General features: G+C 73.1%; 15 protein-coding genes. 8 read left to right on the forward strand and 7 right to left on the reverse strand.

Annotated elements, in window-relative coordinates:
- Window positions 1–9 precede the first annotated feature (9 nt).
- Both FHX71_RS00515 and FHX71_RS00520 read left to right on the forward strand, forming a co-directional pair.
- A complete protein-coding gene (locus FHX71_RS00515; protein WP_182613940.1) occupies window positions 10–642 on the forward strand; it encodes a DUF6928 family protein in 633 nt (210 codons plus the stop codon).
- A gap of 65 nt (window positions 643–707) precedes the next feature.
- Window positions 708–1136 (forward strand): VOC family protein, encoded by a 429-nt coding sequence (locus tag FHX71_RS00520; protein WP_182613941.1) that lies wholly within the window; start codon window positions 708–710, stop codon window positions 1134–1136.
- Window positions 1137–1143: 7 nt separating this feature from the next.
- Here FHX71_RS00520 and FHX71_RS00525 read toward each other — a convergent pair whose 3' ends face one another.
- The 4 genes from FHX71_RS00525 to FHX71_RS00540 form a co-directional block, all read right to left on the reverse strand.
- Window positions 1144–1683, reverse strand: coding sequence for an endonuclease V (locus FHX71_RS00525; RefSeq protein ID WP_182613942.1), 540 nt, complete (start codon window positions 1681–1683; stop codon window positions 1144–1146).
- A 2-nt stretch (window positions 1684–1685) separates the two neighbouring features.
- Complete coding sequence (gene rsgA, locus FHX71_RS00530; RefSeq protein ID WP_182613943.1) at window positions 1686–2819, reverse strand: ribosome small subunit-dependent GTPase A; 1134 nt, start codon at window positions 2817–2819, stop codon at window positions 1686–1688.
- Window positions 2819–4126 carry a 3-phosphoshikimate 1-carboxyvinyltransferase gene (aroA, locus tag FHX71_RS00535; RefSeq protein ID WP_182613944.1) on the reverse strand — a complete coding sequence of 436 codons (1308 nt, stop codon included), beginning with the start codon at window positions 4124–4126 and terminating at the stop codon, window positions 2819–2821. Before aroA ends, rsgA begins: the two co-directional genes overlap by 1 nt.
- 91 nt (window positions 4127–4217) lie before the next feature.
- Window positions 4218–4691, reverse strand: coding sequence for a DoxX family membrane protein (locus FHX71_RS00540; protein WP_182613945.1), 474 nt, complete (start codon window positions 4689–4691; stop codon window positions 4218–4220).
- Window positions 4692–5079: 388 nt separating this feature from the next.
- On the opposite strand from FHX71_RS00540, the gene FHX71_RS28940 reads away from it, so the two are divergent.
- On the forward strand, window positions 5080–5856 hold the full coding sequence (locus tag FHX71_RS28940) for a sigma-70 family RNA polymerase sigma factor (protein ID WP_281383745.1): 777 nt from the start codon (window positions 5080–5082) through the stop codon (window positions 5854–5856).
- Window positions 5853–6134, forward strand: coding sequence for a mycothiol system anti-sigma-R factor (gene rsrA / locus FHX71_RS00550; protein WP_020016497.1), 282 nt, complete (start codon window positions 5853–5855; stop codon window positions 6132–6134). Before FHX71_RS28940 ends, rsrA begins: the two co-directional genes overlap by 4 nt.
- A 197-nt stretch (window positions 6135–6331) precedes the next feature.
- On the opposite strand, the gene FHX71_RS30270 is transcribed toward rsrA, so the two are convergent.
- The gene (locus FHX71_RS30270) at window positions 6332–6406 is read right to left on the reverse strand and encodes a 50S ribosomal protein bL37 (protein WP_156968370.1); all 75 of its coding nucleotides are present in this window, start codon (window positions 6404–6406) and stop codon (window positions 6332–6334) included.
- 156 nt (window positions 6407–6562) lie between these two features.
- On the opposite strand from FHX71_RS30270, the gene FHX71_RS00555 reads away from it, so the two are divergent.
- From FHX71_RS00555 to FHX71_RS00565, 3 genes are read left to right on the forward strand one after another with little or no spacing between them, the layout of a single operon-like run.
- Window positions 6563–7438, forward strand: a complete 876-nt coding sequence (locus FHX71_RS00555) for a DUF4097 family beta strand repeat-containing protein (protein ID WP_182613947.1) — start codon at window positions 6563–6565, stop codon at window positions 7436–7438.
- Window positions 7438–8136 carry a PadR family transcriptional regulator gene (locus tag FHX71_RS00560; RefSeq protein ID WP_182613948.1) on the forward strand — a complete coding sequence of 233 codons (699 nt, stop codon included), beginning with the start codon at window positions 7438–7440 and terminating at the stop codon, window positions 8134–8136. The genes FHX71_RS00555 and FHX71_RS00560 overlap by 1 nt, the downstream gene beginning before the upstream one ends.
- Window positions 8137–8173: 37 nt before the next feature.
- Window positions 8174–8971 carry a DUF4097 family beta strand repeat-containing protein gene (locus FHX71_RS00565; protein WP_182613949.1) on the forward strand — a complete coding sequence of 266 codons (798 nt, stop codon included), beginning with the start codon at window positions 8174–8176 and terminating at the stop codon, window positions 8969–8971.
- A 66-nt stretch (window positions 8972–9037) separates the two neighbouring features.
- Here FHX71_RS00565 and FHX71_RS00570 read toward each other — a convergent pair whose 3' ends face one another.
- Both FHX71_RS00570 and FHX71_RS00575 read right to left on the reverse strand, forming a co-directional pair.
- A complete protein-coding gene (locus FHX71_RS00570; RefSeq protein WP_376770136.1) occupies window positions 9038–9631 on the reverse strand; it encodes a GDSL-type esterase/lipase family protein in 594 nt (197 codons plus the stop codon).
- Between the two features lie 142 nt (window positions 9632–9773).
- Window positions 9774–10718 (reverse strand): aldose 1-epimerase family protein, encoded by a 945-nt coding sequence (locus tag FHX71_RS00575; RefSeq protein WP_312876870.1) that lies wholly within the window; start codon window positions 10716–10718, stop codon window positions 9774–9776.
- Between the two features lie 166 nt (window positions 10719–10884).
- On the opposite strand from FHX71_RS00575, the gene FHX71_RS00580 reads away from it, so the two are divergent.
- Entirely contained in the window at window positions 10885–11880 is a 996-nt protein-coding gene (locus tag FHX71_RS00580; protein WP_182613951.1) for an aldo/keto reductase, read from the forward strand.
- Window positions 11881–11918: the final 38 nt, after the last annotated feature.

Raw genomic sequence — 11918 nt, forward strand, 5'->3', positions numbered from 1 at the left:
GAGAACAGAATGGGTGCCAAGACCGCGATGCTGGTGTACGCGGACGGGGACGTGGCCGCGGGTCTGACGGGAGCGGCCGACTTCGCCGACGAGGCGAGCGCGGCGGAGCTGCTCGGCCTGCTCTGGCCGCCGGCCCGCATCCGCCCGGACGGCGAGGAACCCTGGGACCTCGGCGACGCCGTGTTCCCGCCCGAGGGGCGGGCGTGCGCGCTGTCGACGCCCGAGGTGGACGTCCTGTGCGACCAGGCGCTCATGCTCGACCGGCCCTCCCAGCTCCCCGCGCACCTGGTCGACGCGAGCATGGGCCGCACCCTGTACCTGCACGCGATGCACAGCGCGGTGGACTGGTTCGCCTTCGCGGTGTGGCGCGACGGCACGCTCGTGCGCTCGCTGAGCCTCTCGCCGGACGACGGCGTCCTGGAGGACACGGGCGAGCGCCTCGCCTTCGAGGAGCCGTTCTGGGCTGGCCGGCACCCGGCGGCCCTGGACGGCTACCCGCTCCCGTTCCACCCCCTGGACCTGGGCGACCACGCCCTGCGCGAGTTCTTCGGCTTCAGCGGCGAGGGGGCCGACGACGGCGGCCCGTCCGCCGGCCGGCTGGACCCCTGGGCGGTGGAGCTGTTCGGCTTCCAGGTGGTGTAACCGCGCCCAGCGCTGGACGGATCACCGAATCGCTCGTACATTTGTTCGAGAGCGAGGAGGTTGTCATGCCCGAACCCACTGCTGCCGGCCCGTCCGGTGTCGTCCCCATGCTGTCCTACCAGGACGGCGTCTCCGCCATGGACTGGCTCATCGAGGTGTTCGGCTTCACCGAGGCGGAACGGTGGCTCGACGACGACGGCCACCTCTCCCACGGTGAGCTCGACGCTGGCGGCGGGCGGTTGATGCTCTCCGAGCTGGCCTCCTACGAAGGCCCGACCGCGCACCGCAAGCACTGCCGGGCGGCGGACGCCTGGCTGTCGACGCCCTGGGTGATCGACGGCGTGCTGGTCCACGTGGCCGACGTCGAGGCCCACTTCGCCCAGGCCCAGGCGGCCGGGGCGGGGGTGCTCTCGAAGATCGAGGAGGCGCCGTACGGCCGGTCGTACCGCGCGGAGGACCTGGAGGGCCACCGCTGGATGTTCCTCCAGCCGTAGCGGGAGGTCAGACCCGCGGTGCCGCCGGCTCCGGGGCGGCCCCGCGGGCCAGCCGGTCCACGCGGCGCAGCGCGGCCGGGAACCGCGCGTCGCCGGCCATCTCACGGACCAGGTCGGCCGCGGCGTCGAGCGGCATCCCGGACGCCGTGACGTAGAGGGGGCGGGCCGACTGCCCGCGCAGCACCTCGGCGGCGTGCGACGCCGCGTGGAACCGGGTCTTGGCGACGCCGAGCACCACGGGCGCGAGCCCAGCGTCGGCCACGTGGGCACCCAGCCCCGGGCTCCCGTCCGGGTCGAGGTCCACGTAGCCGTCCACGATCAGCAGGTCCAAGGGTGCGACGCCGGCCAGCACCTCGCGCAGCGGCGGCAGCTCGCGCTCGTAGAAGTGCCCGGGCCGGTACTCCGCGACCTGGTCGACGAGCACGGTGCGCTCCTCGACCAGCGTCGCGAACGCGGCATCCTCGGCGACGACCAGCGCCGCTCGTGCCCCGCCGTCGTCCAGGTACTGCACGTCCGCCGCGCCGTAGCGCGGGGTGGTGGTGGGCATGGTCAGGCGTCCGAGCCCGTCCTGGACGACAGCAGGCGGCGGAACGAGGCGAGCCGGGCCGTGCGGGCCGGCCGCTCGTCCTCGGGGGAGGCCTCGATCCAGTCGTCCAGTGCGCAGTCGGGCGCGTCCGCGAGGTGCGTGCAGCCGCGCGGGCACTCCTGCGCCACCTCGTCCAGGTCGTCGAACGCGTGCAGCAGGTGCGCCACCTCGACGTGCGCCAGGCCGAACGAGCGGACGCCCGGGGTGTCGATCACCCAGCCGTCGAAGCCCGCGCCGTCGTCGGTACCGACACCGTCGGCACCCGCGCCGTCGGCCCGGGCCTCGCCCTCGGCCCCGGCATCCGCGACCCCGACCGGAAGCCGCAGCGCCACCGCCGACGTCGAGGTGTGCCGGCCCCGCCCCGTCACGTCGTTGACCACGCCGGTGGCCCGCTTCGCCGCCGGCACCAGCGCGTTGATCAGCGTGGACTTGCCGACGCCCGAGTGCCCCACCAGCACCGACACCAGCCCGGTCAGCCGGTCGCGGACGTCCTCGACGGACTCCGCGGTCAGGGCGACGGCGCCGGGATAGTCGTCGCTCGACGCGGCCCGCTGCGTCACCACGACCTCGACCCCGAGCGGCTCGTAGAGCTCGCGGAGGTGGTCGGGGGAGGCGAGGTCGGCCTTCGTCAGGCACAGGAGCACCGACATCCCGGCGTCGTACGCGGCCACGACGCAGCGGTCGATCATGCCGGTGCGGGGCTCGGGCTGCGCCAGCGCCGTGACGATGACGAGCTGGTCCGCGTTGGCGACGACGATCCGCTCGTAGGGGTCGGTGTCGTCGGCGGTGCGACGCAGCGTGGAGGTGCGCTCCTGGATGCGCACGATCCGCGCGAGCGACCCCTCCTCGCCGGAGGTGTCGCCCACGACGTCGACCCGGTCGCCGACGACGACGCGCGTGCGGGTCAGCTCGCGGGCCTTCATCGCGGTGACCGTCACGTCGTCGTCGACCAGGAGGGTGTACCGCCCGCGGTCCACGCCCGTGACGAGCCCTGTCACGGCGTCCGAGTGCTCCGGGCGCTGCTTGGTCCGGGGCCGGGAGCCCCGCTTGGACGGGCGGGACCGGAAGTCCGACTCGTCGATGTCGCGCCGACCCATCAGCCCAGCATGCCCAGCCACATGCCCGTGAAGTCGGGCAGCGTCTTGGCCGTGGTCGCGACGTTCTCCACCAGCACCCCCGGGACGCGCAGGCCGAGCAGCGCGGCCGAGGTCGCCATGCGGTGGTCGGCGTACGTGCGCACGACGTCGCCGCGCAGCGGCCGCGGCGTGATGACCAGGCCGTCGCGGGTCTCCTCCGCCTGCCCGCCGAGCCGCGTGATCTCGCGGGCCAGGGCCGCCAGCCGGTCGGTCTCGTGGCCCCGCAGGTGCGCGATGCCGCGCAGCCGCGAGGGGGAGTCGGCCAGCGCCGCCAGCGCGGCGAACGTCGGCGCGAGCTCGCCGCCGGCGTGCAGGTCGACGTCGATCCCGTGGATCTCGCCGGTTCCGGTGACGGACAGCACGCCGTCGGCCAGGGTGTACGTGCCGCCCATGCGCTCCAGCAGCTCGGGCACCATCGCGCCGGGCTGGGTGGTCAGGGTCGGCCAGCCGGGGACCCGGACCGTGCCGCCGGCCACGAGGGCGGACGCGAGGAACGGCGCCGCGTTGGAGAGGTCGGGCTCGACGCGCACGTCGCGCCCGGTGATCGGCCCGGGGCGCACGCTCCAGATGCCGTCCCGCGAGTCGTCGACCTCGACGCCGACGTCGCGCAGCGTGGCGACCGTCATCTCGATGTGGGGCAGGCTCGGCAGCGTGGCGCCGATGTGCCGCAGCGTGAGGCCGCGCTCGAACCGCGCGGCGGCGAGCAGCAGGCCGGACACGAACTGGGAGGACCCCGAGGCGTCGACGTCGACGGAGCCGCCCGGCACGCCGCCGCGGCCCTCCACGGTGAAGGGGAGGAAGGCCGGCGGCTCGCCCGGGTGCTCCGGGTCGTGCACCGTCACGCCGAGCGCACGCAGCGCGGCGAGCACCGGCAGCATCGGCCGGACGCGGGCCTCGGCATCTCCGTCGAACCGGACCGGGCCGTCGGCGAGGGCCGCGAAGGGCGGCAGGAACCGCATCACCGTGCCGGCGAGCCCGGTGTCGACCTCGGTGTTGCCGGCGACCGGTCCGGGCGTCACACGCAGAGTGCTGGGCTCGTCGCCCTCCTCGATCCCCGCGCCGAGCGCGCGCAGGGCGCCGATCATCAGGTCGGCGTCGCGGCTGCGCAGGGCGCCGCGCAGGGTGCCGGGGGAGTCCGCCAGCGCGGCGAGCACCAGGAGCCGGTTGGTGAGGGACTTGCTGCCGGGTACCTCGACCGTCGCGTCCAGCGGTGCGCCGGCGAGCGGCGCCTCCCATGTCGGTGCGGGCGCGGTGGTCGAAGAAGTCATGTGCCGAGATTATCGCGGAGCGGCCCCGCGCGACGGCTCGTGTCAGACACACAGGTCCCCCGGGTGACCTGCACGTCTGACAGCGGGTGGGTCACGCCTCGGCGGCGGCGGCCTTCGCGTCCGCGCGCGCCGCGCGGGCCTGCTGGACGCGCCACGACAGGCCCGGCCGGCCCTCGAGGTCCGCGCCCGCGATGAGGGCGGCGCCGACCGAGGCGACGTTGCGCAGGAACCGGTCGGTCCGCAGCGGGCGCTCCTCCTTGGGCGCCGTGAAGGGCTGGTTCACGACGGCGAGCGGCAGCGTCAGCAGCGCGAGCGCGAGGGCGGACGCGCGCGGCGCCTTGCCCAGCGCGAGCAGCGTGCCCGCCGTGGCGGTCGCGATCCCGTGCGCGCGCACGAGCGTGGCGACCTGCTTCTCGCTGAGCGGCTCGGCACCGAGTGCCTTCGTCGCCAGGGCCGAGCCCGTACGGGCGGCGGCCACGTGCTCGCTCGGCTTCCGGGCGGCCCGCACACCGTCGTAGATGAACGATGAGGCCAGCAGCGGTCGCGCGATGTGTCGAAGCAGCATGGCTCCACCTTGGCAGATGCCGGCGGCAGACGCAGCAGGATGCCCCGCGCGCCGCCGGGAAGCCGCCGGGAATTCGTCGCCGGGGGTCGGGGTTGAAGCCGGTGTGGAGCAATGCCTCGAGAAGGATGCGGTGAACGACACGGTGATCGGCACGGTGACAAACACAACAACCAGCCCCGAGACCAGCGGCCTGCCCGGTGCTACGGCGGGTTCGGCGGCGGTCGCGCAGAGCGCTCCCCTGATGTTCGGAGCAGTCCCGACGCACCTGCTGGACGTGGGCGCGGACTCGGCGAAGGCCACGGCGGACATCCTGTCCGGTAACGCCCCGGGCGCTTTCGGCGCCGTCCTGGCGAACACCGGCTGGCCGACGCGGCTAGGCTCAAGGGCGATGACTGACACTTCCCGTGAGCAGAACCAGGGCGCAGGCGCCGATGCCGGCAGCGCCGACGTCGAGGCGCGCCCCGGCGAGGACGCGAGCGAGGCCGTCGTCGGGACCGCGGGTCCGGCCGAGGGTACGGACGTGACCACCGCCGTCGACCCCGAGGGCGACGACGAGGGCACCGAGCGCTCCCCGCAGGAGGAGGACGCCACCGCCCGCGCCGCACGGTTCGAGCGGGACGCCCTGCAGTACCTCGACCAGCTCTACTCGGCCGCGCTGCGCATGACGCGCAACCCCGCCGACGCCGAGGACCTGGTGCAGGAGACGTTCGCCAAGGCGTTCGCGGCCTTCCACCAGTACCGGCCGGGCACCAACCTGAAGGCCTGGCTGTACCGCATCCTCACGAACACGTTCATCAACAGCTACCGCAAGAAGCAGCGCGAGCCGCAGCAGTCCCAGGCGGAGGACGTCGAGGACTGGCAGATCGCGCGCGCGGCGTCGCACACGTCGCGCGGCCTGCGCTCGGCCGAGGCCGAGGCGCTGGACCGGCTCCCGGACAGCGACGTGAAGCGGGCGCTCGCCGAGCTCCCGGAGGACCGTCGGATGGTCGTGTACTACGCCGACGTCGAAGGCTTCCCCTACAAGGAGATCGCGGAGATCATGGGGACTCCGATCGGGACGGTCATGTCCCGCCTCCACCGCGGGCGCCGGCAGCTGCGTGAGCTCCTCGCCGACTACGCCGCTCAGCGAGGTCTCGTCAGCCAGGCGCCCGGAGGTGCGCAGTGAACAACATCGAGCCCGTCCCGCACGACACCGCGGGGGAGTCCGAGTGCGAGCACGCACTGACGCACCTGTACGAGTACCTGGACTCCGAGATGACGCCGGACGACGAGCAGCGCATGCGCGCCCACGTCGCCCACTGCTCGCCGTGCCTGGCCGAGCTCAGCGTCGAGGACCTGGTGAAGCAGCTCGTGAAGCGGTCCTGCAGCGAGCGCGCGCCGGACACGCTCCGCGTGCGCATCCATGAACAGCTCACGGTGATGACGGTCGTCGAGACCGCCTAGCACCGGGCACGAAGAACCGGGCATGACGAAGGGCCGGACCCCTGTGGGGGTTCCGGCCCTTTCGCATGTCCAGGCTGTTCGCCTCGACAACGGCTGACGCGCAAGGCTCAGGCTGTTCCTTTGAACGCCTGAGCCTGCGGTTCGGCTGCGGGCGGGCGCCTCGTTCCTCGGCCCCCACCCTTCGCCTCACCTACGGCTCAGGCGTTGGGACGCTTGCCGTGGTTGGCGGCCGAGCCCTTGCGGCTACGGCGCTTGCGACCGCGCTTGCTCATGGGTGTCTCCTGACAGGTGACGGACTGAATGGCTCAATGGTCCCACAGATCAGCGGGTTGTCAGAGCGCGAGGGGTTGTCAGGCCGTACAACGCGATATATCGTGTCTGGCATCGACGCGATATATCGCGTCCAGGACCAAGCACCGGAGGCATCCATGAGCACGGACAGCTGGACCGTCACCGGTCCGCAGACCATCGAGCTGCGCGACGTGACGACCGTGGACGCCCACGTCGTCGACGGCCGGCTCGACGTCGTCGCCCACGACGAGCCCCTCGTCCGCGTCGAGGTGCACTCCGTCGAGGGCCGGTCCCTGGAGGTCCGTCTGGAGGACGGCCGCCTGGTCATCGAGCACGAGAGCGGCCTGTCGGGCTGGGGATCGTTCATGAAACGGTTCGCCGACTTCGGCGGCAAGGCGCGTGCCGACATCCACGTGGCCGTGCCCGCCGGCACCGCGGTGCGGCTGGGCACGATCCGCGGCGAGTGCCTCCTGGCGGGCACGACGGCGGGCGCGTCCGCGTCGACGGTGTCCGGGTCGCTGCTCGTCTCGCGCACGGCCGGCGAGCTCCGGCTGAACACCGTCTCCGGCGAGGTGACGGTCCGCGACCACGTGGGCGACATCACGAGCAATACGGTGTCCGCCGACGTCGTGATGAGCGGCTCCGCCGACTCCGTCGTGTCGTCGTCCGTCTCCGGCGACGTCACGATCGACCTGGCCACCCAGCCACGGTCGGTCAAGGTCAACTCCGTGTCCGGGAACCTGCTGCTGCGGGTCCCGGACGACTCCGTGGTGGCCGTCTCCGCGCAGAGCGTCAGCGGGCGCGTGACGGTGGGCGGCGCACAGGTCTTCGGCGGTGGTGGCGCCACGTTCAACGGCGGCGGCCGCACCGAGGCCGGGCCCGCCGGCCAGGGGACCACCCGGCTGCGGGCGACCAGTGTCTCCGGCGAGGTCACGGTGCTCGGCGGGCCGCAGGACGCCCCCGTCGACGCGCCCGAGGACGCCCCCGCGGACCAGACTCCCGTGGACCTCTGATGCCGCCCGTCTTCGCCCACGGCGAGCTGCGCCTCTACCTCCTGGTGCTGCTCATGGACGGGCCGCGCCACGGGTACGAGCTCATCACCGAGCTCACCCAGCGCTTCGGCGGCACGTACCGCCCCAGCGCCGGCACCATCTACCCGCGCCTGGCTCGCCTGGAGGAGGAGGGGCTGATCCGCCGGACCGTCCCCGCCGCCCCGGGACCGCCCGGCGCCCCCGGCCCGTCCGGGGCCGGCCGCAAGGGCACCTACGAGCTCACCCCCGCCGGCCAGGCCGAGATCGACGCCCGCCTCGACGACGTCAAGCGCCTCGAGCGCAGCGTCGCCGAGACGGTGCGCACCCTCGCGGACGGCGTCCGCGCCGACATCCGCGACACCATGCGCGGCCTCCGGGCCGAGCTCGCGGCCGCCGCACAGGAGGTACGCACCCGGCCGCGGCCGGGCCCGGGCACGACGCCGGACCCGCGCCGCACCCAGTCCAACTCGCTGCGGCACGACGCCGAGGCGGTGCTGCAGCGGTTCCGCAACGACGTCCTGGCCGACCTGCGAGAGGCCGACGTCGCCGGTACGGTGTCGGCGCTGACCGTCGAGACACTCCGTACCGTCCTCGACTCGGCGCGTTCCGCGATCCGTGGGACCCTGCCGAACAGCACCACCACCGCACCGCCCCGCGCACCCCACACCCATCCCCAGTGACCAGAGCAGACCCCATCCCCATGAACGGAGCACAGCGATGACCACCGAGTCCTGGAGCGTGGCCGCACCGCAGACCATCGAGGTCGGCGGCGCCACGACCCTGACCGTCCGACTGACGAACGGCCGCGCTGAGATCGTGGCCGACCCGAACCGCACGTCCGGCGCCGTCGTGGAGGTTCTCGAGGTCTCGACGCGGCCCCTGCAGGTCCTCGCCGAGCACGGTAACCTCCGGGTCGCCTACGACTTCCCGGGACTGGAGGGCTTCGTGGACCGGTTCCGCGGCCTGAAGGACCAGGACAGCGCCGTCGTCCGCATCACGGTGCCGGCCACGTCCGTGGTCGACGTCGCGACCGTCGGCGCCGAGGTCGTGGTGACCGGCGCGCAGTCCGGCGTGAACGTCAAGACCGCGGGTGGCGCCATCACCGTGACCGGCACCAGCGGTTCCGTCACCACCAAGTCCGGCACGGGCGCCGTCACGATCGCCGAGCACTCGGGCGACGCGTCGGCCACCACCGTCTCCGGCGCCGTCTCGCTCGTGGGTGCCCTCGGCCGGGTCTCGGTCCAGACCGTCTCCGGCGCGGTCGACGTCACCGCCGTCGGCACGACGCCGCTGGTCAACGCCAAGACGGTCTCCGGCGCGGCGGCGGTCCAGCTCGACGCCGGCGCACCGGTCAACCTCCGGGCGCGCAGCGTCACCGGCAAGGTCGTGATCGACGGGGCGCAGGCGACGTCCAGCGCGCAGCGCACCGTCGTCGTCGACCACGCGGAGCCGGGCGCCGCGGCCTACATCTCGACCAACACGGTCTCGGGAACGGCCACGGTCACCCGCGGCTGACCCACCCCCGAACGTGTCAGACGCTCAGGTCACCATGGTGACCTGAGCGTCTGACACGTTTACTCGTTACGCGACCTCATCTTGGGGCAGGCCCAGCCAGCTGTGCCAGCCCGTGTGCAGCACGAGCCACGCCATGAGGCCGTAGCCCGCCTGGCCGGGGTAGGTGCCGCCGCCCTGCGCCAGGTCGGCGAGCCACTGCTCGTGCTGCGCCAGCGGCGTGTACGTGTCGACGTACGGCACCCGGCGCCGGCTGGCGACGTCGGCGAACGCGTCGGACAGCTCCGCGATCCGGTCGCCCTCGGCGGGCGCACCGGGCGGCGGCCCGACGACGAACGCCGCCGTGCGGTTCGCGTCCGCGACGTCCAGGATGTTCGCCAGGTTCAGGCGCGAGCGCGCGACGGTGAGCCCCGCGGCGACGTCGTGCCGCCCCAGGGCCACCACCAGGCGGTTCTCGACCTCGGAGTCCGAGCCGAACCGCGCGGCGGTCTCCGCCTCCCAGCGGGCACCGAGCTGGGTGCTGTTCTCGCCGGGGACGGCGAGCGTGAAGAGCATGGCGGGACGGGCAAAGTGGGTGCGCGCGACGACGCGGCCGGTCCAGCCGAGTGCCCGGGCGTCTCCGACACCCGTGGCCAGCTCGTCACCGACGACGCAGATACGCACCTCGCGATCCTGCAACGGACTCTCCTTGCCTGTTCCCGGCAGCCTGGCGGACGGCCGGTTCCCCATTGTGATGCACGGAGCGCAGCCGACCGGTGACAACGCGCCGACGGCCGCGTGCCGCGTCGCGACAACGCGGGGATCGTCAGAGCAGGGTCATCCCCCAGCGGACGCCGTGGTGCGCGCCCGGGGCCAGGTGCACGAGCCGCTCGCCCGTGCGGAACGCATCCGCCACGCAGCTCATCGGCTCGGCGGCCAGCCCCATGCGGCGTCGGCCGGGCTCGATGTGGTCGCCCGTGCAGACCTGCCACACGTCCTGCGACTCGTCCATCCAGACCGCCGACGTCTTCCCGTCGGGCCCGGTCAGGTGGGCCCAGGACAGCCCCTTCTCGTCGCGGATCACGTCCACGTAGGCGTCGTCGAGGTCCACGCCGGCCGCGCTGCGCGCCTCGCGCAGGTCGAACGTGCCCGACGCCGGCTCGGTGCCGGTCGGGAGCAGCCGCTCGTCGGTCGTGACGCGGGTCGCGGCGTCGAGCCGCAGCGTGCACTCGTCCAGGTCGGCGCCGCCCGTGGACAGCCAGGGGTGGAACCCGCAGCCGTAGGGCGCGGTGTCGGCCCCCACGTTGGTGACGTCGAGGGTGATCTCCAGCCCGGCGTCGGACAGGGAGTAGCGCATCTGCGCGACGAGCTGGAAGGGGTAGCCGGGGCGCGCCACGAGCTCGAGCTCGAGCGTGACGGCGGAGCCGGTGTGCTCCACCACGGACCAGCGGTCGAACGCCGCCAGGCCGTGCAGCGCGGTGTTGCGGGCCGGCTCGGTCACCGGGAGCTGGTGGGTCACGCCGTTGTACTCGTAGGCGCCGTCCCGCAGGCGGTTGGGCCACGGGATGAGGACCGCGCAGTTGAACACGGGGTTGATCTCGTCCGCGCCGAAGGGCACCACGACGTCGCGGCCGTCCACCGAGTACTCTCGCAGCGCCGCACCCACCTGGGTGACGGTGGCACGATGGCCCGCGTCGCTGATGCGGAACTGGTCCCCGGAAGGATGGGGCCTTGCGGCAGCAACCGGAGGAATTTCTGTCGTCACACTCACACCGTAACCGTAGGGCAAATTACGCCTGCGGCACGTAGCGTGAGACAGCAGACTAGAGAGCAGCTAGACGGTCGGGCCGCACACAGCACGCGGCGGCCCCTGAGGAAAGGGACCCGACGACGGGTCCGTGCGGGCAGCTCTGCCCGCCCCAGCAGTAGGAGGAACCATGGAACAGCAGGTACTCGGACGGACCGGTCGGCTCGTATCGGCCGTGGGCCTGGGCACCTGGCAGCTCGGCGCCGACTGGGGAGAGGTCAGCGAGGGCGACGCCCGTGCCGTCCTCGAGGCCTCGCTCGAGGCCGGGGTGACGTTCTTCGACACCGCGGACGTCTACGGCGACGGCCGCAGCGAGCAGGTGATCGGCGCGTTCCTCAAGGAGCACCCCGACGCCGGGATCACCGTGGCCACGAAGATGGGCCGCCGGATGGACCAGGTGCCCGAGAATTACGTGCTGGACAACTTCCGTCAGTGGACGGACCGGTCCCGGCAGAACCTCGGTGTCGACCGCCTGGACCTGGTACAGCTGCACTGCCCGCCCACGGCCGTCTACTCGACGGACGCCGTCTACGACGCGCTGGACCAGCTCGTGGCCGACGGCGCGATCGCGGCCTACGGCGTGAGCGTCGAGAAGACGTCGGAGGCGCTGGAGGCCATCGCGCGTCCGAACGTCGCGTCCGTGCAGATCATCCTCAACGCGTTCCGGCTCAAGCCGCTCGAGGAGGTGCTGCCCGCGGCCTCGGCGGCGGGTGTCGGCATCATCGCGCGCGTGCCGCTCGCGTCGGGCCTGCTCTCCGGCAAGTACACCAAGGACACGGTGTTCGCCGAGAACGACCACCGCACGTTCAACCGGGACGGCGCCGCGTTCGACGTCGGCGAGACGTTCTCCGGCGTGCCCTACGAGGTCGGCCTGGAGGCCGCGGCCCGCTTCACCGAGCTGTCCCGCGACATCCTGGGCGACAGCCTCACCCCTGCCCAGGCCGCCATCGCCTGGGTGTGGCAGCGGCCGGGCGTCTCGTCCGTGATCCCGGGCGCGCGCAACGTCGACCAGGCCCGGGCCAACGCGGCCGCCGGCCACGCCGAGACGCTGGGCCCGCTGTTCATGTCGGGCGTGCGGGAGATCTACGACGAGATGATCAAGGAGCACGTCCACGACAAGTGGTGACGCTGCTCTGATCTGAAACGCCGAAGGGCGGGCACCCC

It is taken from the genome of Promicromonospora sukumoe, assembly GCF_014137995.1.
Taxonomy (GTDB): Bacteria; Actinomycetota; Actinomycetes; order Actinomycetales; family Cellulomonadaceae; genus Promicromonospora; species Promicromonospora sukumoe.

Excerpts from the sequence above, each read along its gene's own strand:
- FHX71_RS00515 (WP_182613940.1), top strand. The coding sequence starts at position 10 with ATGGGTGCCAAGACCGCGATGCTGGTGTACGCGGACGGGGACGTGGCC.
- FHX71_RS00520 (WP_182613941.1), top strand. The coding sequence starts at position 708 with ATGCCCGAACCCACTGCTGCCGGCCCGTCCGGTGTCGTCCCCATGCTG.
- FHX71_RS00525 (WP_182613942.1), bottom strand. The coding sequence starts at position 1,683 with ATGCCCACCACCACCCCGCGCTACGGCGCGGCGGACGTGCAGTACCTG.
- rsgA (WP_182613943.1), bottom strand. The coding sequence starts at position 2,819 with ATGGGTCGGCGCGACATCGACGAGTCGGACTTCCGGTCCCGCCCGTCC.
- aroA (WP_182613944.1), bottom strand. The coding sequence starts at position 4,126 with ATGACTTCTTCGACCACCGCGCCCGCACCGACATGGGAGGCGCCGCTC.
- FHX71_RS00540 (WP_182613945.1), bottom strand. The coding sequence starts at position 4,691 with ATGCTGCTTCGACACATCGCGCGACCGCTGCTGGCCTCATCGTTCATC.
- FHX71_RS28940 (WP_281383745.1), top strand. The coding sequence starts at position 5,080 with ATGACTGACACTTCCCGTGAGCAGAACCAGGGCGCAGGCGCCGATGCC.
- FHX71_RS00555 (WP_182613947.1), top strand. The coding sequence starts at position 6,563 with ATGAGCACGGACAGCTGGACCGTCACCGGTCCGCAGACCATCGAGCTG.
- FHX71_RS00560 (WP_182613948.1), top strand. The coding sequence starts at position 7,438 with ATGCCGCCCGTCTTCGCCCACGGCGAGCTGCGCCTCTACCTCCTGGTG.
- FHX71_RS00565 (WP_182613949.1), top strand. The coding sequence starts at position 8,174 with ATGACCACCGAGTCCTGGAGCGTGGCCGCACCGCAGACCATCGAGGTC.
- FHX71_RS00580 (WP_182613951.1), top strand. The coding sequence starts at position 10,885 with ATGGAACAGCAGGTACTCGGACGGACCGGTCGGCTCGTATCGGCCGTG.